At 66.5% G+C, this 21814-nt stretch carries 18 protein-coding genes; 14 read left to right on the top strand and 4 right to left on the bottom strand.

Features of this window, described 5'->3' with window-relative positions; genetic code table 11:
- Window positions 1–38 precede the first annotated feature (38 nt).
- The 5 genes from AB7F11_RS06375 (at window position 39) to AB7F11_RS06355 (ending at window position 9537) form a co-directional block, all read left to right on the top strand.
- On the top strand, window positions 39–3641 hold the full coding sequence (locus AB7F11_RS06375) for an indolepyruvate ferredoxin oxidoreductase family protein (protein ID WP_428290862.1): 3603 nt from the start codon (window positions 39–41) through the stop codon (window positions 3639–3641).
- A gap of 117 nt (window positions 3642–3758) precedes the next feature.
- Window positions 3759–4079, top strand: coding sequence for a preprotein translocase subunit YajC (gene yajC, locus AB7F11_RS06370; RefSeq protein WP_428290861.1), 321 nt, complete (start codon window positions 3759–3761; stop codon window positions 4077–4079).
- A 128-nt stretch (window positions 4080–4207) separates the two neighbouring features.
- Complete coding sequence (gene secD, locus AB7F11_RS06365) at window positions 4208–6082, top strand: protein translocase subunit SecD (RefSeq protein ID WP_428290860.1); 1875 nt, start codon at window positions 4208–4210, stop codon at window positions 6080–6082.
- Between the two features lie 15 nt (window positions 6083–6097).
- Entirely contained in the window at window positions 6098–7054 is a 957-nt protein-coding gene (secF, locus tag AB7F11_RS06360; RefSeq protein ID WP_428290859.1) for a protein translocase subunit SecF, read from the top strand.
- Between the two features lie 83 nt (window positions 7055–7137).
- Complete coding sequence (locus AB7F11_RS06355; protein WP_428299894.1) at window positions 7138–9537, top strand: DUF1631 family protein; 2400 nt, start codon at window positions 7138–7140, stop codon at window positions 9535–9537.
- A gap of 13 nt (window positions 9538–9550) precedes the next feature.
- Here AB7F11_RS06355 and dprA read toward each other — a convergent pair whose 3' ends face one another.
- Window positions 9551–10648, bottom strand: a complete 1098-nt coding sequence (gene dprA, locus AB7F11_RS06350; protein WP_428290858.1) for a DNA-processing protein DprA — start codon at window positions 10646–10648, stop codon at window positions 9551–9553.
- Between the two features lie 6 nt (window positions 10649–10654).
- Window positions 10655–11899, bottom strand: a complete 1245-nt coding sequence (locus tag AB7F11_RS06345) for a LysM peptidoglycan-binding domain-containing protein (RefSeq protein WP_428290857.1) — start codon at window positions 11897–11899, stop codon at window positions 10655–10657.
- Window positions 11900–12177: 278 nt separating this feature from the next.
- Between AB7F11_RS06345 and def the strand changes: the two genes are divergently transcribed.
- From def to AB7F11_RS06320, 5 genes are read left to right on the top strand one after another with little or no spacing between them, the layout of a single operon-like run.
- Window positions 12178–12699, top strand: coding sequence for a peptide deformylase (gene def / locus AB7F11_RS06340; RefSeq protein ID WP_428290856.1), 522 nt, complete (start codon window positions 12178–12180; stop codon window positions 12697–12699).
- Window positions 12696–13220: a hypothetical protein gene (locus AB7F11_RS06335; protein WP_428290855.1), complete on the top strand. Its 525-nt coding sequence runs from the start codon at window positions 12696–12698 to the stop codon at window positions 13218–13220. Before def ends, AB7F11_RS06335 begins: the two co-directional genes overlap by 4 nt.
- Before the next feature lie 29 nt (window positions 13221–13249).
- Window positions 13250–14245 (top strand): methionyl-tRNA formyltransferase, encoded by a 996-nt coding sequence (fmt, locus tag AB7F11_RS06330; RefSeq protein WP_428290854.1) that lies wholly within the window; start codon window positions 13250–13252, stop codon window positions 14243–14245.
- On the top strand, window positions 14245–14988 hold the full coding sequence (locus AB7F11_RS06325; RefSeq protein ID WP_428290853.1) for an AzlC family ABC transporter permease: 744 nt from the start codon (window positions 14245–14247) through the stop codon (window positions 14986–14988). The genes fmt and AB7F11_RS06325 overlap by 1 nt, the downstream gene beginning before the upstream one ends.
- Window positions 14981–15316 (top strand): AzlD domain-containing protein, encoded by a 336-nt coding sequence (locus AB7F11_RS06320; protein WP_428290852.1) that lies wholly within the window; start codon window positions 14981–14983, stop codon window positions 15314–15316. The genes AB7F11_RS06325 and AB7F11_RS06320 overlap by 8 nt, the downstream gene beginning before the upstream one ends.
- Here AB7F11_RS06320 and AB7F11_RS06315 read toward each other — a convergent pair.
- On the bottom strand, window positions 15267–15917 hold the full coding sequence (locus AB7F11_RS06315; protein ID WP_428290851.1) for a phosphatase PAP2 family protein: 651 nt from the start codon (window positions 15915–15917) through the stop codon (window positions 15267–15269). The genes AB7F11_RS06320 and AB7F11_RS06315 overlap by 50 nt on opposite strands.
- A gap of 181 nt (window positions 15918–16098) precedes the next feature.
- Here AB7F11_RS06315 and AB7F11_RS06310 point away from each other — a divergent pair, with 181 nt between their 5' ends.
- The 4 genes from AB7F11_RS06310 (at window position 16099) to AB7F11_RS06295 (ending at window position 21204) form a co-directional block, all read left to right on the top strand.
- Complete coding sequence (locus AB7F11_RS06310; RefSeq protein ID WP_428290850.1) at window positions 16099–16815, top strand: response regulator; 717 nt, start codon at window positions 16099–16101, stop codon at window positions 16813–16815.
- On the top strand, window positions 16812–18170 hold the full coding sequence (locus AB7F11_RS06305) for a sensor histidine kinase (RefSeq protein ID WP_428290849.1): 1359 nt from the start codon (window positions 16812–16814) through the stop codon (window positions 18168–18170). Before AB7F11_RS06310 ends, AB7F11_RS06305 begins: the two co-directional genes overlap by 4 nt.
- Window positions 18171–18235: 65 nt before the next feature.
- Window positions 18236–19939: a phosphoethanolamine transferase gene (locus tag AB7F11_RS06300; protein ID WP_428290848.1), complete on the top strand. Its 1704-nt coding sequence runs from the start codon at window positions 18236–18238 to the stop codon at window positions 19937–19939.
- A 68-nt stretch (window positions 19940–20007) separates the two neighbouring features.
- Entirely contained in the window at window positions 20008–21204 is a 1197-nt protein-coding gene (locus tag AB7F11_RS06295; RefSeq protein ID WP_428290847.1) for a phosphoglycerate kinase, read from the top strand.
- A gap of 85 nt (window positions 21205–21289) precedes the next feature.
- Here the strand turns inward: AB7F11_RS06295 and AB7F11_RS06290 are convergent, their stop codons facing one another.
- Window positions 21290–21715 carry a YbaN family protein gene (locus AB7F11_RS06290; RefSeq protein ID WP_428290846.1) on the bottom strand — a complete coding sequence of 142 codons (426 nt, stop codon included), beginning with the start codon at window positions 21713–21715 and terminating at the stop codon, window positions 21290–21292.
- Window positions 21716–21814 lie beyond the last annotated feature (99 nt).

The raw sequence follows: 21814 nt of genomic DNA, 5'->3' as shown, positions 1-21814 counted from the left end.
CGCCCACGAAGCGAACCGTCCTACCCGGAGACAACGCCATGAACGCCCCTTTGCCTGAGCACATCCGCCGCGCGCTGGAAACTGTCACGCTGGACGACAAATACGCGCTGGATGTGGGTCGCGCCTTCATGAGCGGGGTCCAGGCCCTGGTCAAGTTGCCCATGCTGCAGCGCCAGCGCGACGCGCTGCAGGGCAAGAACACGGCGGGCTTCATCAGTGGCTACCGGGGGTCGCCGCTCGGCGGCTACGACCAGGCCCTGCAGAAGGCGGCGCCCTACCTGAAGGCGCAGAACATCGTGTTCCAGCCGGGCGTGAACGAAGAGCTGGCCGCTACCGCGCTCTGGGGCACCCAGCAGCTGGGTTTTGCGCCTCCTGGCACCAACAAGTTCGACGGCGTTTTCGGCATCTGGTACGGCAAGGGTCCTGGCGTGGACCGCTGCTCTGATGTGTTCAAGCACGCCAACATGGCCGGCACCACTGCGTGGGGTGGCGTGATCGCCGTGGCCGGTGACGACCATGTGGCCAAGAGCTCCACCGCCGCGCACCAGAGCGACCACATCTTCAAGGCCTGCGGCTTGCCGGTGTTCTTTCCCACGTCTGTGCAGGACATCCTCGACCTCGGCCTTCACGCCATCGCCATGAGCCGCTTCAGTGGCGTCTGGGCCGGCATGAAGACGATTCAGGAGATTGTCGAGTCCAGCGCCACCGCCCTCATCGACCCCGATCGCGTGAACATCGTGGTCCCCGAATTCGAAATGCCCCCGGGCGGCCTGCACATCCGCTGGCCCGATCACGCGCTGGACCAGGAGGCGCGCCTGTTCGACTTCAAGTGGTATGCCGCGCTGGCCTACATCCGCGCCAACAAACTCAACCACAACGTGATCGCTGGCCCGAACGACCGCTTCGGCCTGATCGCCAGCGGCAAAGCCTACAACGACACGCGCCAGGCCCTGCTCGATCTCGGCCTCGATGACGACACCTGCCGCCGCATCGGCCTGCGTCTGCACAAGGTGGCGGTGGTCTGGCCGCTGGAAGCGCAGACCACGCGCGAGTTCGCCACCGGCTTGCGCGAGATTCTGGTGGTGGAGGAAAAGCGCCAGGTCATCGAGTACCAGCTCAAGGAAGAGCTCTACAACTGGCGCCCCGACGTGCGTCCCAACGTGCTGGGCAAGTTCGAAGAGGTCGAAGGCGATTTCAGCGGCGGCGAGTGGTCCATGCCCAACCCCAGTGCGCGCACGCTGCTGCGCGCCAACGCCGACCTGTCGCCGGCCATCATCGCGCGCGCCATCGCCAAACGCCTCAAGAAGATGGGCGGCGTGCCGGAAGACGTGATGGCGCGCATCGACGCCCAGCTCGCCATCCTCACCGCCCAGGAACAATCCCTGCAGACCCTGCTCACGCAGGGTGTCGCCGGCGCCGAGCGCCAGCCATGGTTCTGCTCGGGCTGCCCGCACAACACGAGCACGGTGGTGCCCGAAGGCTCGCGCGCCATGGCCGGCATCGGCTGCCACTTCATGACGATCTGGATGGACCGCGCCACCGTGGGCTTCACCCAGATGGGCGGTGAGGGCGTGCCATGGGTAGGCCAGCAGCCCTTCAGCAAGGACCAGCACATGTTCGCCAACCTGGGCGACGGCACCTACTTCCACAGCGGCTTGCTGGCGGTGCGCCAGAGCATCGCTGCGGGTGTGAACATCACCTACAAGATCCTCTACAACGACGCCGTCGCCATGACCGGTGGCCAGCAGGTGGGCGAGCGTCCCGAGGGCCACAGCGTGGTGCAGATCGCGCAGAGCATGCGTGCCGAAGGCGCGGTAAAGATCACCATCGTCACCGACGAACCCGAAAAGTACGCCAGCGTGAGCGGCCTGCCTTCGGGCATTGCCATCCAGCACCGCGACACACTGGACGCCGTGCAGCGCGAGTTCCGCGATATTCAAGGCACCACGGTCATCATCTACGACCAGACCTGCGCCACCGAGAAGCGCCGCCGCCGCAAGCGCGGCACCATGGTCGAGCCCGACAAGCGCGTCGTCATCAACGAACTGGTGTGCGAAGGTTGTGGCGATTGCGGCGTGCAGTCCAACTGCCTATCGGTGGAGCCGCTGGAAACCGAGTTCGGCCGCAAGCGCACCATCAATCAGAGCACTTGCAACAAGGACTTCTCCTGCGTCAAAGGCTTCTGCCCGAGCTTCGTCACGGTCGAAGGCGGGCAGTTGCGCAAGCAGGACAAGAACAGCGCCAAGGTCGAATGGACAGGTGGCACACTGCCATCGCCGGTGTTGCCTACGCTGGGCGCCGAGCCCTGGGGCGTGATCGTGGCCGGGGTGGGTGGCACCGGTGTCATCACCATCGGCCAGTTGCTGGGCGTGGCGGCCCACCTGGAGGGCAAGGGCATCGTCACACAGGATGCGGCGGGCCTGGCGCAAAAGGGCGGCGCCACCTGGAGCCATGTGATCATCGGCGCGCACCAGGACGACATCCGCACCACGCGCGTGGCCTCGGCCTCGGCCGACCTCGTGCTGGGCTGCGACCCCATCGTCAGTGCCCACAAGGAAACCTGGCAACGCCTGCGCGCGGGCCGTTCGCATGTGGCGCTCAACGCCAACGCCACGCCCACCGCAGCCTTCGTGCGCAACGCCGACTGGCAGAACCCGGCCCAGGCCTGCGTGGACACCCTGGTGAACAACCTGGGGCGCGATTCGGTGGGGGTGTTCGACGCCGAAACCGCCGCCACCCGCCTCATGGGCGACAGCCTCTACACCAATCCGATGATGCTGGGTTACGCCTGGCAGCGCGGCTGGGTCCCCCTGGGCCACGACGCGTTGATGCGCGCCATGGAACTCAACGCGGTGCAGGTGGAAAAGAACAAGGCGGCCTTCGAGTGGGGGCGGCGCGCTGCGCACGACCTCAAGGCCGTGGAGTCGATCTGGCGCAAAGCGGGGTCGGGCGAGCAGGTGATCCAGTTCAAGAAGCGCGAGTCGCTCGACGACCTGATCGCACGCCGGGTTGAATTTCTCACGGGCTACCAGAGCCGGTCGTACGCGAGCGACTATGAGCACTTCGTGGCACGCGTGCGCGCGGCCGAGGCCCCGCTGGGCAAGACCACGCTGAGCGAGGCGGTGGCGCGCAACCTCTTCAAGCTCATGGCCTACAAGGATGAGTACGAGGTGGCCCGCCTGCACAGCGACCCGAGCTTCCACGCCCGCCTGGCCACCCAGTTCGAAGGCGACTTCAAGCTCAAGGTGCACCTGGCGCCACCGCTGATCGCCAAGAAGAACGCTCGCGGTGAACTGGTCAAGCGGCCATTCGGCTCCTACATGTTCCCCTTGTTCCGCGTGCTGGCTGGCCTCAAGGGCCTGCGCGGGACGGCGCTGGATGTGTTTGGCCGCACCGAGGAGCGCCGCATGGAGCGGGCGTTGATCGGCGAGTACCGCGCTGATGTGGAGACCTTGCTCGGCAACCTCCACGCGTTCAACCACGAGGTGGCGGTGGAACTGGCCCGGCTTCCCGAGCAGATTAAAGGATTCGGGCACGTGAAGGAGCGCAACCTGGCCGCCACGCGAAGCCGTCGCGACGCGCTGAAGGCGCAGTGGCGCCAGTCCAGCCCGTCTCAGGTCATGGCTGCCCGGGCGGCCTGAGGGCGCGGCGCCCTGCCGCATACAATGGCCGGTTGAGTCCAGGCCGCCCGGCGACGCCTCTCAGGCGCCACCGGGCCATTGGCATTGTCGTGACCCTGAATCTGTTGGAGACCTCCCGTGTTCATTTCCTCTGCCTACGCCCAAGCTGCTGCCGGTGGCGATACCCAATCCACCCTGCTGGGCCTGCTGCCGCTGGTCCTGATGTTCGTGGTGCTCTACTTCGTGATGATCCGCCCCCAGCTCAAGCGCCAGAAAGAGCACAAGGCCATGGTCGAGGCGCTCGCCAAGGGAGACGAAGTCGTGACCGCAGGCGGTTTCCTGGGCAAGGTGTCCAAGATCGGTGAAATTTACGTTGGCGTGGAACTTGCCGACGGCATGGAAGTCCAGATGCAGCGCACTGCCGTGGTTCAAGTGCTGCCCAAAGGCACTATTAAGTAAGCACCCCCGCACGGGCCGGCACTTGCCGGCCCGTTCCCCCTTCAAGGGGGCAACGCGTGCGGCCCGGCGGAGCCGGTTCCGCCGCGTTTCACGACTGCTACCCCTCACGCCCACCTGGCACCTTGCTCATGAACCGATACCCGATCTGGAAGTACGCGATCATTGTCGTTGCCCTGCTGGTCAGCGCGATCTACGCGTTGCCCAACCTGTTTGGCGAATCGCCAGCGGTGCAGGTTTCGGCGGGGCGTTCCACCGTGCGCATCGACACCAGCACGGTCACTCGCGTAGAGCAGACACTCGCCGCACAAGGCATCCAGCCTTCGCTGGTGCAACTCGATGCCGGTTCGGTCAAGGTGCGCTTTGACGATACCGACACCCAGATCAAAGCGCGCGATGCGCTTGAAAAGGCGTTCAACCCCGATCCGGCCGATGCCGGCCACGTGGTGGCGCTCAACCTGCTGCCACGCACGCCGACCTGGCTGGCGTCTCTGGGCGCATCGCCCATGTACCTCGGGCTGGATTTGCGCGGCGGTGTGCATTTCATGCTGCAGGTGGACATGGCCGCCGCCCTTCAGCGGCGCACCGACGTGCTTACCGCCGACCTGCGAACGCTGTTGCGCGAAAAGAGCGTGCGCCACGGCGGCATCAGCCGCAATGGCCAGTCGATTGAACTGCGCGCCGGCGACGCACAGACGCAGGCCGCCGCGCTTGAGCTGATCCGCACCCAGTTTCCCGATCTCCAGGTGGCCGAAACGCCCGACTTCCGTCTCGTGGCCACCATGGTTCCCGAGGCGGCGCGGCGCGTGCAGGAGCAGGCCCTCAAGCAGAACATCACCACGCTGCACAACCGCATCAATGAACTCGGCGTGGCCGAGCCAGTGATCCAGCAGCAGGGCATTGACCGCATCGTGGTGCAACTGCCCGGCGTGCAAGACACCGCCAAAGCCAAGGACATCCTCGGGCGCACCGCCACGCTGGAGCTGCGTCTGGTGGATGAAAGCACCGATGGTCTTGCCGCCGAACGGGGTGCCGGGCCAGTTCCCTTCGGATCGGAGCGCTATCCGGAGCGCAATGGCCGTGCGGTCATTGTCAAACGTGACGTGCTGCTGACCGGCGAAAACCTCACAGACGCCCAGGCTGGTTTCGACAGCCAGACGCAGGAATCGGCGGTGCACCTCACCCTCGATGCCAAGGGCTCACGCGTGTTTCGCGACATCACCCGCGAGAACGTGGGCAAGCGAATGGCCATCATCCTGTTCGAGAAAGGTCGGGGTGAAGTGGTCACGGCGCCCGTGATCCGAGGCGAGATCGGCGGCGGCCGGGTCCAGATCTCGGGTGCGATGACCAGCGTCGAGGCCAGCGACACGGCCCTGCTGCTGCGCGCAGGCTCGCTGGCCGCGCCAATGGAAATCATCGAAGAGCGCACCATTGGCCCCAGCCTCGGCGCCGAGAACATCGCCAAGGGCTTCAACAGCGTGACCTGGGGCTTTGTCGCCATTGTGGTGTTCATGTGCGTCTATTACGCGATGTTCGGTGCGTTCTCCAGCCTGGCGCTGGGCTTCAACCTCTTGCTCCTGGTGTCTTTGCTGTCCATGCTGCAGGCCACCCTCACACTGCCGGGCATCGCCGCCATGGCGCTGGCCCTGGGCATGGCCATCGACTCCAACGTTCTGATCAATGAGCGTGTTCGTGAAGAATTGCGCCGCGGGGCGTCGCCACAGGTTGCGATCAACACCGGGTACGACCACGCCTGGGGCACGATCCTGGATTCCAACGTCACTTCTCTGATTGCCGGTGTCGCCTTGCTGATATTTGGCTCCGGGCCTGTGCGCGGTTTTGCCGTGGTGCACTGCCTGGGCATTGTCACCAGCATGTTCTCGTCGGTGTTCTTCTCGCGTGGCGTGGTCAATTTCTGGTACGGCCGCCGGAAGAAGCTCAAGACCGTTTCCATTGGCACCATCTGGCGTGCAGATGGCCAGATCCCCGCCGTCAAGGGCGACTGAACGAGGACACGCACCATGGAATTCTTCCGCATCCGCCGCGACATTCCGTTCATGAAGCACGCTCTTGTGCTCAACGCGATCTCGTTCATCACGTTTCTGGCCGCCGTTTTCTTTCTTGCCACCCGCGGTCTGGCGCTTTCGGTCGAGTTCACAGGTGGAACCGTCATGGAAGTCGCCTACGAACAGTCTGCCGACCTGGAGTCGGTGCGCAAGGTCATCGAAGGGCTGGGCTATCAGGAAGTCCCGGTGCAAAACTTCGGCTCTTCGCGCGACGTGTTGCTGCGTCTGCCCACCGTGCAGGGACAGACATCAGGGCAGCAGAGCGAAGCGGTGCTGGCGGCGCTGAAGGCGCAGAACCCGGCGGTCGAGTTGCGCCGCTCGGAGTTCGTCGGTCCGCAGGTGGGGCAGGAACTCGTGGCCAACGGGCTGAAGGCCCTGGCACTGGTGATCGTGGGCATCATGATCTACCTGGCGTTCCGGTTTGAGTGGAAATACGCGGTGTCGGCGATCATCGCCAACCTTCACGATGTGATCATCATCCTGGGCTTCTTCGCCTTCTTTCAGTGGGAGTTCTCGCTGGCGGTGCTCGCGGCGACGCTGGCCGTCCTCGGTTACTCGGTCAACGAATCGGTGGTGATCTTCGACCGGATCCGCGAGACCTTCCGGCGCCAGCGCAAGATGACCCCGCCGCAAGTCATCGACCACGCCATCACGTCGACCATCAGCCGCACCATCATCACCCACGGATCTACCCAGACCATGGTGCTGTCCATGCTGATCTTTGGAGGTCCCACGCTGTTCTATTTCGCCCTGGCGTTGACCATCGGCATCTGTTTCGGCATCTACTCTTCGGTCTTTGTGGGTGCTGCGGTGGCCATGTGGCTGGGCATCAAGCGCGAGGACCTGGTCAAGTCTTCCGGCACCAAGGCCGATGGCGACCCCGACGATCCGAATGCCGGCGCTGTCGTATAAGCGCGAACATCGTCTGCCCCCGGGGTGGATGAGGCCCGGAGGCGGGGTGTTGCTGAACCCTTTCGTGTCATACTGAACGCATTGTGTCGCCACCCGATCAGCACGTTTCTTCCCTGGCCAAACAGGCGCGTGAACTCTTCGTGGTTCATGTGGGACGTGCCCTTCCCGAAATCGTCAAGGCCTGTGACACGCGCCTGACGGCGGTGCTTGATCAGGCTGGTCCGGCGCGCGAAATCCAGGCTCGACGCGATGCCTGGACTGCCTTCCAGAAAAACCAGACCACCTGGCTCAACCAGAGCCGCAAGTCCCTGCAGCGCACGCTGCTGCCTCGCTTCTCCAACTCCGGCAATCCAGTCAGCGTCTCGGGTCAGCTCGAACTTGTGGCCGAAGGCGCCATCGACGACCAGATTCTGGCGTCACGTCTGGCCATGCAGGTGCTGGATCGCTCGTCCACCGAACTCAACGAACTGCGCCTGCGCGTCCAGCACCTCGAGGGTCGCCAGGAACTGCCCCGTGGCGACGTGTTGCTGCCGGACGTGATCGCGCGCATTCTGGTGGACCAGTGGCTTGACGCCCACATGACCCGCGAGGCGTGGACGTTGGTGCACGACGCCATGTCGCCCATCCTGGCCAACAAGCTTCATGAAGCCTACAAGGCGGCCAACGAATTCCTCGTGGCCAGCGGCGTGATGAAAGAAATCGACCTGCAGGCGCTGGTCAAGCGCGTGCCGGGCTCGCGCTCGGATGCGCCCGCTGGCCCCTCGCCCAGGCGCGACCTGCCACCGGGGACCCGCCCCGTGCCGGGGCCGGGACAGGCTGCACAGGGGCAGGGGGCTCGTGCAGGCGCCAGCGGCCAGGGGTCCGGGGCAGGCGCAGGCAGCGACTTTGGCGCCGGCTCGGGGCGCGGTGGTCCCCATTCCTCCGGCATGGGTGTGCACGATGAAACCCGTCTGATGACCGGCACCTCGCCGCTGGCCCGTGCGCGCATGCGCGCTCAAGGCGTGGTGGGGCGCCTCAAGCGCATGTTGATGGACCGGGTGGGCGGCGACTTCGAGGCCACCCAGGTGATGCCACCTTCGCCCGGTCTGCAACAGGCCATGCAGCGCTCCATGGTGGCCGCCAGCAGCGGAAATGCCGGTCTCTACATCACGGGCGCCTCGGGCCCGGCGCCGGTGTACGTGGACGCCACCCACGTCGAGAAGGCGGCCACCGTGCTGCGCCAGCGCACGGTCGAACTCAAGCAGGCAGCGAGCACACCCACCGAGAAAGCCACCATCGAGGTGGTGGCGCTCATGTTCCAGAGCATCCTGGCTGAGGAGCGCATTCCGCCTAGCGTGCGCGTGTGGTTCGCCCGCCTGCAGATTCCGGTGTTGCGCGTGGCGCTGGCCGAGCCTGAATTCTTCAGCGCGCTGCAGCACCCGGCCCGTCGCCTGATCGACCGCATGGGCTCCTGCGTCATGGGATTCGAGTCCAATGTGAGTTCGGCGGCGCTGGAGTCCGAGATCAAGCGCGTGGTGCAGGTGATCGAGCAATATCCTGAAACCGGGCGACGCGTGTTCCAGCTCGTGTTTGACGAGTTCCAGAAGTTTCTCTCCACCTACCTCAGCGAGCAGGGCAGCGCCAGCCGCTTTGTCAGCGTGGCGCAGCAGGTCGAGCAGAAGGAAACCCTGTCGGTTCAGTACACCATCGAGTTGCGCAAGCTGCTCGACGAAGTACCCGTTCGCGACGAGGTTCGCGATTTCCTCTTCAAGGTGTGGGTCGACGTGCTCGCTGTGGCGAGCGTGAAGTACGGTTTGCGCCATGAAGAGACGGCGGCGCTCAAGCAGGTGGCCTCGGACCTCTTGTGGGCGGCCAGCGCCAAACCCAACCGCAACGACCGCGCCCGCGTTATCCAGCAGCTACCAGGGCTGTTGCAGCGCCTGCGCCAGGGCATGGGCCTGCTGGGCTTTCCGGCCGGCATGCAGGACCAGCACATCAAGTCGGTCAGCGACACCCTGGCCGATGCTTTCATGTCGCGCACCGAGGCGATCTCGCAGGAAAGCCTGGACAACCTCTCCGAGCGCCTGGCCAACCTGGAAGACTACCTCCCGGCCAACGGTGTGGGTGACCTGGAGCTCGACAGCGAGAGCATCGAGATGATCACCGGCGTGGACGCCGGCAACATCGAGGTGATCAACCAGGGCGGCAGCCAGCCCAACGAGGCCATGCGTTCATGGGCTGTGGAGCTGCAGATCGGCTCCTGGTTCGGCCTGGACCACAACGGCAAGCTCAACAGCGTGCAACTGGCCTGGCGCAGCGAGCGCGGCCAGCTCTACCTGTTCGTCACCAATGGTGGGCGTTGTTTCCTCATCCAGGCCAACCGGGTGGCCGCCTACCTTCAGGCCGGCTTGCTGGTGCCCAGCGAGGAAGAGGCCCTGACCGTGCGTGCCACGCGCGACGCGCTGGCCAAGCTCGACGCGAACCCCGAGCGCCTGTTGAACTGAACTCGCCTCGGCTTCAGCCGCGGCCGAGGCGTTGGAGCAACCCCCCAGGCAGGCGACTCACATCGCCCTGCAACTCCAGCTCCAGCAAGCGCGCCTGCAAGTGGGCGGTGTCCAGGCCTGTGCGGGCTTGCAGCGCGTCCAGGCTCACCGGGTCGTACCCCATGGCCAGCAGCAAGGCGTCCTCACCCTCGCTGTCGACGTCCGTCTTGCCAGTCTCGGTTCGGGCGGGGACCATGTGCAGGTCTTCGAGAATGTCCTGCGCCGACTCCACCAGCTTGGCGCCCTGGCGAATGAGTGCGTGGCAGCCGCGCGCTTGCGGCGAGTGGATCGAGCCGGGTATGGCAAACACCTCACGACCCTGCTCGGCAGCGAGGCGCGCCGTGATGAGCGAGCCCGACTGCACCGCCGCTTCCACCACCAGCGTGCCTTGGGACAGGCCGGCGATGATGCGGTTGCGCTGCGGAAAGTGGGCCGCCAGCGGCGGCGTGCCGATGGGGTATTCGCTGACGATGGCGCCTTGCGCGCCGATACGATGGGCGAGCGCAAGGTGCCGCTTCGGGTAGACCCGGTCCAGACCGGTGCCAACCACGGCAATGGTGGGCGCGCCGGCTTGCAGCGCGCCCTCGTGCGCGGCGCCGTCCACGCCTAGTGCCAGGCCCGAAACCACGCACACACCTGCTTCACCCAGCGCGTGGGCAAATTGTCTTGCGTTGGCTTCGCCCTGCGGCGTGGGATTGCGACTGCCCACCATGGCCAGACGGCGTGGGTGGTGCAGCGCCTTCACGTCGCCCTGCACGTAGAGCATCAGGGGCGGGTCGGCCATCTGGAGCAGCTCGGTCGGGTAGAGCGCATCGCCCAGCGTGAGCACGTGGCGCCGCGCATCTTCGGTGAGCCACGCCTGCAGGCGATCAACCTCCGCGTCGAGCTGTTCGGGTGGTGCGTGAAGGGCGCGGGCCGCGCGTGTGCCCACCACGGTCTGCCAGGCGGCAGGATCATGCTCGAAGATGTCCTGTGGCAGACCGAAAGCTGCCAGCAGTTTTCTCGCGGATTCGGTGCCCACACCCGGCGTGAGCAACAGCCGCAGCCAGGCGGCCAACTCGTCCTTCGGCATGTGCCCTCAGGGGTTGCTGAAGCGGTCGCCCACCTTGACGCCGGTGCTGATCTGCAGCACGAGCGCATAGGACACCTTGTCAAAGGTCCGGAAGACCATCATCAGGCCGTTGCGCTCACCTGGCAGGCGAATCTGCGGGCGGGCCTGGTCGGTGGTGTCGGTCAGCGTGTTGGATTCGCGTTGCAGCGCCAGCACATGACCACGCTCCAGGCCGTGCGCACGGCCGCGATTGATGGTCACCACCTGATTTTGTGCGGCGTAGTTCACTGCATTGCCGTACACCGAGACGACCTGGCCGTTCTGCGCCGTTTCAGGTGCGCGTGGCACGTAGTTGCTGAGTTCACGCTCTGGTTCTGGGAGCATGCGGTCACCCACCCGCATCTCCTCCTTGGCCGCCACGATGTCGATGGCGGCGGGAATCAGCTCGTTGACCACTTTGCCGTTGCCGGTGGGCGTGTCGCGACGCGTTTCGCCCGTGACCAGTTGGGCCTTGCCCACGTACTGGGCCTCGTAGCCCAGCACCTCACCGGTGGTCGGGTCCTTCAGCGGCGTGGCATTGCGAAACACACGGTAGTCGATCGACTTGCCTTCGACGACGGTCAGCGGCTCGCCCTGCGGGCTGTCGCCGTAGAGGGCACGGGCGTAGGCCCGGTCGCCCCGGCTGAGCAGCACGCGGTTCTCTTGCGTGGCCACGATGCGCGGCGCGCGGGAGAAGGTGGCCTCGTCCACGATCATGGGCTCGGTCAGAAAGGATTCGATGGCTTGCAGCGACACCGGCGGAATGGCCGACTCGCCCAGGCTTTCATAGCGGGTGCGCGGCGTCACGCGCACAGTTTCCACGTCGCCACCGCCATTGGGCCGCGAAGTGAGCAGGCGGGCGCGGCCGCCAGATTTGTCGAGGTAGAGCACCTGGCCGGGATAGATGCGGTGCGGGTTCTGGATGTCCTGGCGGTTCATTCCCCAGAGCTCGGGCCAGCGCCAGGGCGTCTTGAGGAAGATGCCTGAAATCGCCCACAGCGTGTCGCCGCGCTTGATGGTGTAGCTGTCGGGCGCGTTGGGCGCCAGCTCGGACAGCGGCACGCCCGCTGTGGCCACCTGGTCGGCGATGGCACGCTGGCTCGGGGTGATGGGGAAATTCTGGGCCGAGGCGCCGCTGGCCAGCAGGAAGCCCAGCGCGGCGGCGGCGCAAGCCAGGGGGCTCAGCGAGCGCGAGGGACGATGGTTGGCGGACAGGCGGGTGTTCGATGGCATGTGGTGGCCCCTGGGCGGCAACCTCCGGTGGTCGGGTAGCCCGCCCTGAATGGGGCTGGCAGCCGCTCGCCGACGGGTGCTCGTGTCTTGACAAGTCGCATTTGATTTTGCGCCCAAGCCATTGATTAGGCAATGTAAATGGCGGTGGCATTTCACGCTCCGTCGCAAAAGTGGCGAAAATAGCGACATCGTTTTCCGCTCATCCCCGGCTTGCCGCCAGCCGTCGCCCGGCTACAGTGGATGGCCCCATTACCCCCCGGCCCATTTCCCTTGTTTTCATGAACCCGCCGCCGATTCTGAACATCCTGCGCTATCCCGATCCGCGCCTGCACACCGTGGCCAAACCGGTTCAGGTGGTGGACGAGCGCATCCGAGCCCTGATCGAGCGCATGTTCGCCACCATGTACGACGCCAACGGGATCGGCCTGGCGGCGACGCAGGTCGACGTACACGAGCGACTGATCGTGATCGACGTCAGCGAGTCGCGCGACCAGCCGCTGGTGCTCATCAACCCGGTGATCGACTGGTCCAGCCCCGAGAAGCGCAAAGGCGAGGAAGGCTGCCTCTCCGTGCCAGGCATCTACGACGGCGTGGAGCGTGCCATTGCGGTGCATGTGCGCGCGCTCGACCGGCAGGGCAAGGAACGCGTGATCGAAGCGCAAGGCATGCTGGCCGTGTGCATCCAGCATGAGATGGATCACTTGCTGGGCAAGGTCTTTGTGGAATACCTGTCGCCCTTGAAGCAGGGGCGCATCAAATCCAAGATGGTCAAGGCACAACGAGAGGCGCAGCGCGCATGAACGCTTTCCCCACGACGACCGGCGTCGGCCGCAGCCTGCGGGTGCTGCTGCTGGGCTTCGTCGTGTGGACGTTGACGGGCTGTCTTGGCGTGCCCGAGCGCGTCGAGCCCGGCACGCCGCGCTCGCAGATCGAAGCGCGTCTGGGAGTGCCCACCGCCGAGTACCCGCTGGCCGATGGCCGTCGTCTGCAGTACTCGCGCCAGCCCGGTGGACAACAGGTCTACAACCTGGATCTCGACGCCAGCGGACGCCTGCGCCAGCTTGAACAGGTGATGGACATCCATTGGCTGCAGCGCCACATTGCCCCAGACCGCTGGACCCGTGCCGACGTGCTGCGGAACCTGGGGCGCCCCGCCATCGTGGAGCGCGTGGTGAGTTTTCGTGGCGATGTCTGGTCCTACCGGTTTCTCGAAGCCAACTCGCCGCGTCAGGTTCACCTGCACATCGACCCCGAAGGGGTGGTGCGGCGCGTGATGTTCACCGACGAGCCCACACCTGACGACCCACCCGAGCGGTCCTGACGACCGATGGGGTTCCCCGGATTGAACGCATGAAACTGGTTTTTGCCGGCACGCCGGATTTCGCCCGCGCCGCCTTGCAGCGCCTGCTTGCCGCGGGCTTTGAAGTGCCGCTGGTCCTCACGCAGCCGGACCGGCCAGCGGGACGCGGCATGAAGCTGCAGGCCTCACCCGTGAAGCAGCTCGCGCTGGAACACGGCCTGTCGCTGGCACAGCCGCGCAGCCTGCGCCTGGATGGCAAGTACCCGCAGGACGCCGTCACCGCACGCGAGGCCATCGAAGCCGCCCGCGCCGATGCCATGGTGGTGGCGGCCTATGGCCTGATCCTGCCGCAGTGGGTGCTGGACCACATGCAGCAGCACGGGCGCGGACTGGGTTGCCTCAACATCCACGCCTCCCTGCTGCCCCGCTGGCGCGGAGCGGCGCCCATTCACCGCGCCATCGAAGCGGGCGACCCTCAGACCGGCGTGACCATCATGCAGATGGACGCGGGGCTGGACACCGGCGACATGCTCCTGCGCGAGTCGCTGCCCATCCGAGAGAACGACACCACCGGCAGCCTGCACGACCGACTGGCCACGCTGGGCGGGCGCCTCATTGTGGAGGCGCTGGAGATCGCCGCCTGCGGCGGGCTGCAGCGCGAACCGCAGCCGACCGAGGGCGTGACCTACGCGCACAAGATTGAAAAAGCCGAAGCAGCGCTGGACTGGACGGCGCCAGCGGTGATGCTGGCGCGCCGAGTGCGCGCCTTCAACCCCTTCCCCGGGGCCGCCGCCGCGCTGGGCGGCGAGGTGGTGAAGGTTTGGGCAGCGCACGCGCTGGCGGGTACCGAGCCGGGCCGGCCGGGCGCCGTGCTCTCGGTGGGTGAAGACGGTATCTGCGTGCAGACCGGAGACGGCGTGCTGGTCCTCACCGAATTGCAGCGTGCGGGTGGCAAACGGCTGCCGGCGTCCGATTTCCTGCGAGGGTTTGGCCTGCGCCCCGGGCAGGTGTTCGACCCGGCATCGGCCTCGAAGGAGGCGGCCTGATGTTTTACTTGCGCGAACACCGCGCTCGCGAGGAATTCTGGGAAGGTGTGCGGGACCAGTCCAGCGTGGCCATGGGCATTGGCGCCTGGGCGCTCATGACCGGTGTGGCCATGGTGCAGTCCGGGCTTTCGGCGCTGGAAGCCGTGCTCATGACGCTCATCGTCTATGCCGGCAGCGCGCAACTGGCGGCCGTGCCCATGATCACTGCCGGCGCGCCGATGTGGGTGATCCTGGCGGCCGCCTTCTGCGTGAACCTGCGCTTCGTGGTGTTCTCTGCCCACCTCCGGCCCTACCTGATGCACCTGCCGCGATGGCAACGGCTGGTCACCGGCTACGTCACCGGCGATCTGAGCTACGTGTTCTTCGCGCGGCGCTTCCCCCACGTAGGCGCCTCGCCCGATGAACTCGGGCGCCAGCAGGCCTACCTCATGGGCAATTGTGCGGTGAACTACGTGGCCTGGATGTCGATGAGCATGCTCGGCATCGCCCTGGCCAACGCGATCCCGCTCGCCTGGGGCCTGGGCTTTGCCGGCATCCTGGCTTTGCTGGGCGTGCTGTGTTCGCTGGCGTCGTCGAAGCTGCGTGTGGTCTCGGCCGGCGTGGCGGGTGCTGCGGCGGTGGCCGCCTGGGCGTTGCCGCTCAAGCTCAACATCCTCGTGGCGATTGCAAGCGCGGTGGCCATCTGTCTGGTGCTGGAGAAACTGAGACCGCACGAACCTGGCGCGGGAGCCCACCATGCTTGACCTCGATCCGTGGACGCTGCTCACCATCGTGGCCCTGGGATGTATCACGGTGATCACGCGCGGCTTTTTCTTCATTTCCAGCAAGCCCTGGACCCTGCCGCACTGGGCTCAGCGCGGGCTGCAATACGCCCCCATCGCCGCGCTGGCGGCCGTGGTCATTCCGGAAATCGTGATGGCTCAGGGTGAACTGGTGGTCACCTGGCGCGACGCGCGCCTGTTCGCCGCCGCGGCGGGCATGGCCTGGTTCTTCTGGAAGCGCGGGGTGCTGGGCACCATCGTCACGGGGATGCTGGTGTACCTGCCGCTGCGTCTGGGGCTTGGCTGGTGAGCCAGCGCAGGAACAGACGCCACCCCACCATCGACACGCCCGCGCAGATCAGCAGCGTCCACAGGGTGTGACTTGGCGGGTGCGCGCCGCGCACGGTCTGTACCGCGCCCGCCAGCAGGCCGGCCGCCATCACGCCCCCCAGCCAGCGAAAGCCCGGCGACATACGCCTTGACACGCCATGGGGGGGTGCGAGCCAGGGCAGGCACAGGGCGATGAAGCCGAAGGCGCTGGACGCATGCCCGCCCGGGAAGCAGCGCCCGGGTCCGCCGTCGGCCACACCCCAGCGCCAGTGCGCCACGGGCTCGGCCACGCCACCGAACATGTGCCAGTCCCAGGGGCAACTGGTGAAGCTGTTGTTCTTGATCAGGTTCACCGCCAGCAGCGAAAGCGACGACAGCACCATCACCGCCACGCGTTCGCGCCGGGGCAGAGACCCGCTGCGAGCGGGCCACAGGGCCCAGATCCAGAGCGCCACGAACAGGAGGGTGGCGACCTGCCGCAGGCCTTCGTGCAGCACACGCTCCAGCCACCAGTTGTGTTGCAGCGCAAACCCGGCCGGGGTGCCGACGATGCTCAACAGCACCGTGTCCAGTCCGCTCAATTCCCAGAGGACCGTGACGATCGCGGTGACTGTCCACCAAAGTGCGAGCCGAGCGGGCGGCAGAGTACTTCTCGCAACAGGATTCATCGTTGGCAGAATGCCGGCGAGGGATTAAGTCCTCCTTAAGCCGCTTTACCATAATGGACACTGACCCGATTCAACGACCCAGGGCTTCAGCAATATGCGCGCACTCGTGGTGGAAGACGACCCCGGCATCGCCAGTGGCCTGCAGGCTTCGATGCGAGAGGCGGGCTATGCGGTGGACTTGTGCACCACGCTGGACGCGGCGTGGCTGGCGCTTTCGGTCGAGCCGTTTGATGTGATGGTGCTGGATCTCGGCCTGCCCGATGGGGACGGCATCGACCTGCTGGCCCGGCTGCGCCGCCAGGCCGCTGCGGGGGCCGGCCGGCAGAACCTGCCGCACAACGACCTGCCGGTTCTCATCATGACCGCGCGCGACGGCGTGAGCGATCGCATCAGCGGACTGGACAGCGGCGCAGACGACTACATCGTCAAGCCATTCGATGCCAACGAACTGATGGCGCGACTGCGCGCCATGCTGCGCCGTGCCAGCGGACGCAGCAGCCCGGTGATCGAGCACGGCGAACTCGTGGTCGACCCGGCTGCGCATACCGTGCTGCGCGCGGGTCGGCCGGTGGCATTGGGGGGCAAGGAGTTCGCCCTGTTGATGGCCCTGCTGCAGGCGCGTCCGCAGGTGCTGTCCAAGGCGCGCCTGGAGTCTTCGCTGTATGGCTTTGGCGAAGCGCTGGAGAGCAACGCCATCGAAGTACACATTCATCACCTGCGCCGCAAGCTGGGTGAGCAACTCATCAAGACCGTGCGTGGCGTAGGGTACTTTGTGCCCCGTGAGGTGCCGGCAGAAGCCGCACCGCAATGAACCTTCCCGGTCAGGACACCCCACCGCCGGCTCGCCTGCTGCGGCGCTACTTGCTGGGCTGGGCGCTGGGCGCATTGCTGGTCGTCTGGCTGGTTCTGGTCGCATTGGCCTGGACCACGGCCTTTCACGAAGCGCGGAAGTTCTCAGACGGCCAACTCGTGGCCATCGCCCGGTTGTGGCTCACGGCTTCTCCCACTGCCGCGTCGCCGCTGGCGCCCGCCGACGTGCCCGACCTGAAACACGAATTTCTCCAGGAAGTGGCACTGCTGGCGTGGGAAGACGGGCGGCTGGTCTCCGACACGCATGGTCTGGCCGCCGGGTTGAAGGCAGCGAGCGTGCCCGCGCAGGGTTTTGCCACGCTGGATCTGCCGACCGCCGGGACCACGTCACCGCGCACCTGGCGCGCCTACGCGGGGCAGACCAGCTCGGGCGCGCGCCGGGTGCTCGTGCTCATGGACATGAAGCAGCGCCATGAACTCGGCAAGGACATCGCGGAACACGTCGCCCAGCCTGCGGTGCTGGTGTTGCCGCTCGTGGCCCTGTTGCTGTGGTCGGCCGTGCGGCGAGGTTTGCGTCCCCTGGACCGCCTTTCCAGCGACGTGGCCGCGCTGGACGGCCTGGCCGGGCAGCGGCTGGACACCTCGCACCGCTTCCGCGAGTTCTCCAGCACGGTCTCGGCCATCAACACGCTGGTGGATTCCTTGCAGGCCCGCGCGCGCCGTGAACGCGCGTTCGCCTCCGACGTGGCGCATGAGTTGCGCACGCCACTGGCCGCGCTCACTCTGCAAGCCGCCGCTGCGCGCCATGATGCATCGCCCGAACGGCTGGCTCAGCTGGAGGCCACTGCGCTGCGTGCCGGGCACATCCTCGCGCAGTTGCTTGACCTCGCGCGCGCTCAGCGCGGCGGGCCGCAAGGCGAGGTCCTGGCCTGGAAGACAGTGGCTCTGGGTGAGGTGGCAGCCAGCCTGGTGGCCACTCACGCCCCTGCCGCCTTTCAAGGTGGCCACGAACTCTCTCTCGATCAGCCCGCTGAACCGATCCCGCTGCGCACCCAACCCCTGCTGTTGGAGATGGCGCTGCGCAACCTGATCGAAAACGCGCTGAGCCACACGCCAGCGGGCACACAGGTGGCTGTACGGGTCTGGCGCACCGCCGACTCGGTGGGCGTCTCGGTCTGCGACGACGGGCAGCGCCCCGGTGCGCCCGCCGTGGAGACGAAAGCCGCGGCGAGCGGACTGGGACTGGGCCTGCGCCTGGTGGTGCGCATCGCCGAGGAGCTGGGCGCCACACTGGAGCGCGACACCGGCGATGGGTCGATGACGACACGCTTCACCTTGCGCTGGCCGCTCGCATAAGGTTCGTTTAACCTGGAATGCCGATGCTCCGGGCGCCAGCATGTGCTGGGCCCTGCGAGCTGTCCATGTCGGCCTACTCCCTCATTCGATTTCCCATCCTGTGGTCGCGGCGCGAAGCGGTGGTGCCGGACCGCGCCCCGCGACCTTTTGCGATGGTCTGGCCTCTGGCCCTGTGGCTGGCCGTGGTGGGCAACCTGCCGCTGTGGCAGCACGTCGAGCCGCTCACGGCCACGAATGCGCAGCGCCTGCCGCTGCTGGCCGGGCTCGGTCTGCTGTTGGTGGGAGCCCTGGGGGCCTTCCTGTCGCTGGTGGCCTGGCCGCGTGTCTTTCGAGTGCTTGCGTCCGCGCTGGTGTTGGTGAGCGCCTTGAACAGCCACTTCATGTGGCAATACGGGGTGGTGATGGATCCCACCATGTTCGCCAACGTCGTCCACACGGACGTGCACGAAGTTCGCGACCTGCTGTCCGTGCGTCTGCTGTTCACGGTGCTGCTGATCGCTGGCCCCCCTTTGTGGTGGATCTGGCACCGGCCTTCCGCCGCGCGTGGCTGGTTGCCGCAGACGGGGCGCAACCTGCTGGGCGTGCTCGCCGGTCTGGCGCTGGCGGTGTTCATGGCCATGCTCTGCTACCAGGACCTGGCCTCGCTCATGCGCAACCACAAGGACCTTCGCTACATGGTCAATCCGTTGAACACCGTGTACGCAGGCTCTCGGCTGGCCACCGATCAGTTGCCTCGACAAGTCGCGTCCCTCAAGCCGGTGGGCGAAGACGCCAAGCTGGGCGCCACCTACATCGGACAGGCGCGGCCTCCGCTGCTGCTCCTGGTGGTGGGTGAGACGGCGCGCGCGCAGAACTTCGGGCTCAATGGCTACGAGCGCGCCACCACGCCTGCGCTGGCGCACTGGCAGGCCGAAGAGGGGCTGGTGAACTTCGGCCAGGTGAGTTCCTGCGGCACCAACACGCTGGTCTCGGTGCCCTGCATCTTCTCGCCGCTCAGCCGCACCCAGGGGGGCGACCGCACACCCGAGCACGAGAACCTGCTCGACGTGCTGCAACGCGCCGGGCTGGCGGTGCTCTGGATCGACAACCAGGCCGGCTGCAAGGGCGTGTGCAACCGCGTGCCCCATGCCAGCCCGAACGATGCGCCCGTGCCTGGACTGTGCGAGGCTGGTGAATGCAGGGATCCGGCCATGCTGCAAGGTCTGGACGAACGCATCGCCGCGCTGGACCCGGTACGCCGGGAGCGCGGCGTGGTGCTGGTGATGCACCAGATGGGCAGCCATGGCCCGGCCTACTTCAAGCGCACGCCGGCCGATCACAAGCCCTTTCAGCCCGAGTGCATGAGCAACACGCTTTCCGACTGTCCACACGATCAGCTGGTCAACGCCTACGACAACACCATCGCCTACACCGACCACTTTCTGGACCTCTCTCTGCAGTGGCTCAAGGCCCGCTCGGAGAGCGGCGCCTACGACACGGGTTTGATCTACGTGTCCGATCACGGCGAGTCGCTCAGCGAAAACGGTCTCTACCTTCATGGCGTGCCCTACGCGCTGGCGCCCAGTCAGCAGACGCGTGTGCCCATGGTTGCCTGGCTTTCGCCCGGGCTGCAGGCGCGCGACGGCATCTCGATGGACTGCGTGCGCGCGACCGCCGACCAGCCGATCTCGCACGACAACCTTTTTCACACGGTGCTGGGCCTGATGGACGTGCAGACCGACGCACGCGCACCGGCAATGGATTCGCTGCTGCCCTGCCGGACGCATTGACCGCACGGAGCGGGTGCTCCATTTTCTACAATGCGCGTTTTCCTCAGCCGCGCCCGCGCCCGCCCACCATGCAATTCATCCGTTTCTCCGACCTCTGTGCCCAGGGCCGTGCCAAGGGCCAGCGCGTCTTCATCCGTGCCGACCTCAATGTTCCCCAGGACGACGCGGGCCACATCACCGAAGACACCCGCATCCGGGCCAGCATCCCGGCCATCCAGATGGCACTGGACGCTGGCGCTGCCGTGATGGTGACCAGCCACCTCGGGCGCCCCAGCGAGGGCGCGTTCAAGCCCGCGGATTCGCTTTCTCCAGTGGCTGCGCGCCTGGGCGAGCTGATGGACCGCCCGGTGCGCCTGGTCTCGCAGTGGATCGAAGGTGACTTTTCGGTCGCCCCCGGCGAGGTCGTGCTGCTCGAGAACTGCCGGCTCAACGTGGGCGAGAAAAAGAACAGCCCTGAACTGGCGAAGAAGCTCGGCGCCCTGTGCGACATCTTCGTTCACGACGCCTTCGGCACCGCGCACCGTGCCGAAGGCACCACCTACGGCATCGCAGAGACCGCACCCATTGCCTGCGCTGGCCCGCTGCTGGCCGCCGAGATGGACGCCATCGGCAAAGCACTGGCGGCACCGAAGCGCCCGCTCGTGGCCATCGTCGCGGGTTCCAAGGTCAGCACCAAGCTCACCATTCTGAAAAGCCTGGCGGCCAACGTCGACCAGCTCATCGTGGGCGGCGGCATTGCCAACACCTTCATGCTCGCGGCGGGTCTGAAGATCGGCAAGAGCCTGGCCGAAGCGGACCTGGTGAACGAAGCGAAGGCGGTGATCGACGCCATGAAGGCGCGCGGCGCCGAGGTGCCGATTCCCACCGATGTGGTGACCGCCAAAGCCTTCGCGGCGGACGCGCCGGCCACGGTGAAGAGGGCCACCGAGGTGGCCGACGACGACCTGATTCTGGACATCGGGCCCGAGACAGCGGCCAAGCTGGCCGGGCAGCTGATGAAGGCCGGCACCATCGTGTGGAACGGTCCGGTGGGCGTGTTCGAGTTCGCTGCCTTCGAAGCCGGCACCAAGGCCATTGCAGAAGCGATCGCCAGGAGCAGCGCGTTCAGCATCGCCGGTGGCGGCGACACGCTGGCGGCGATCGCCAAGTACGGCATCGAGAAGGACGTGGGCTACATCTCCACCGGCGGGGGCGCGTTCCTGGAGGTGCTGGAGGGCAAGACCTTGCCGGCCTTCGAGGTGCTCGCGCGCAGAGCCCAGGGCTGATTCAGACGGATCCGCCGCCCGGCTGCCCCGTGGTGGATCAGCCCCTTGGGGGCAGCGACCCGCGCATCGGTGGAGCGTGGGAGCGTCACCTCCGGGTCGGGATGCGGGCCACCACCCACACCCCGATCAGAGCCGCCACCAGCAGCACACCCAGCACCGCCGGCTGATGCCGGAACCCCCAACCCGACAGACCCACCATCAGGACCATGCTCACCTGCGCCACCGTCTTGGTGCGCCGGGTCAGGCTCCGGTGGGTTTCCCAGTCGCGGATCATGGGTCCCATCCAGCGGTGATGGAGCAGCCAGCCGTGCAGACGCGGCGAGGCCTTGGCATAGCAGGCCGCTGCCAGCAACACGAAAGGCGTGGTCGGCAAACCGGGCAGCACCACACCGACGAGGCCGAGCGCCAGCGAGACACTGCCTGCCAGCCACAGGAGCCAGCGAACCGTTCGCGAGCGGTGCAGGTCGGCGCCGTTCGTCGGCGGGTCCTGAAGAGGGGGCTGGGTGGACATGGGGTGGTGGAAGACGTGTCGCTCAAGCATAGCCGCCAGACTTTGCGTCGTTGGCGGAAAGGTGCACCATAGGTGCCGATTGCCCATGTGAGAAAGCCA

Origin of the sequence: Hydrogenophaga sp. (assembly GCF_050250835.1) — a bacterium.
GTDB lineage: Bacteria > Pseudomonadota > Gammaproteobacteria > Burkholderiales > Burkholderiaceae_C > Hydrogenophaga.
This window is presented reverse-complemented; position numbering and strand designations above follow the sequence as displayed.

Excerpts from the sequence above, each read along its gene's own strand:
- dprA (WP_428290858.1), bottom strand. The coding sequence starts at position 10,648 with ATGCCGAAGGACGAGTTGGCCGCCTGGCTGCGGCTGTTGCTCACGCCG.
- secD (WP_428290860.1), top strand. The coding sequence starts at position 4,208 with ATGAACCGATACCCGATCTGGAAGTACGCGATCATTGTCGTTGCCCTG.
- AB7F11_RS06300 (WP_428290848.1), top strand. The coding sequence starts at position 18,236 with ATGTCGGCCTACTCCCTCATTCGATTTCCCATCCTGTGGTCGCGGCGC.
- AB7F11_RS06290 (WP_428290846.1), bottom strand. The coding sequence starts at position 21,715 with ATGTCCACCCAGCCCCCTCTTCAGGACCCGCCGACGAACGGCGCCGAC.
- AB7F11_RS06335 (WP_428290855.1), top strand. The coding sequence starts at position 12,696 with ATGAACGCTTTCCCCACGACGACCGGCGTCGGCCGCAGCCTGCGGGTG.
- AB7F11_RS06320 (WP_428290852.1), top strand. The coding sequence starts at position 14,981 with ATGCTTGACCTCGATCCGTGGACGCTGCTCACCATCGTGGCCCTGGGA.
- fmt (WP_428290854.1), top strand. The coding sequence starts at position 13,250 with ATGAAACTGGTTTTTGCCGGCACGCCGGATTTCGCCCGCGCCGCCTTG.
- AB7F11_RS06375 (WP_428290862.1), top strand. The coding sequence starts at position 39 with ATGAACGCCCCTTTGCCTGAGCACATCCGCCGCGCGCTGGAAACTGTC.
- AB7F11_RS06310 (WP_428290850.1), top strand. The coding sequence starts at position 16,099 with ATGCGCGCACTCGTGGTGGAAGACGACCCCGGCATCGCCAGTGGCCTG.
- AB7F11_RS06295 (WP_428290847.1), top strand. The coding sequence starts at position 20,008 with ATGCAATTCATCCGTTTCTCCGACCTCTGTGCCCAGGGCCGTGCCAAG.
- AB7F11_RS06305 (WP_428290849.1), top strand. The coding sequence starts at position 16,812 with ATGAACCTTCCCGGTCAGGACACCCCACCGCCGGCTCGCCTGCTGCGG.
- def (WP_428290856.1), top strand. The coding sequence starts at position 12,178 with ATGAACCCGCCGCCGATTCTGAACATCCTGCGCTATCCCGATCCGCGC.
- AB7F11_RS06325 (WP_428290853.1), top strand. The coding sequence starts at position 14,245 with ATGTTTTACTTGCGCGAACACCGCGCTCGCGAGGAATTCTGGGAAGGT.
- secF (WP_428290859.1), top strand. The coding sequence starts at position 6,098 with ATGGAATTCTTCCGCATCCGCCGCGACATTCCGTTCATGAAGCACGCT.
- AB7F11_RS06345 (WP_428290857.1), bottom strand. The coding sequence starts at position 11,899 with ATGCCATCGAACACCCGCCTGTCCGCCAACCATCGTCCCTCGCGCTCG.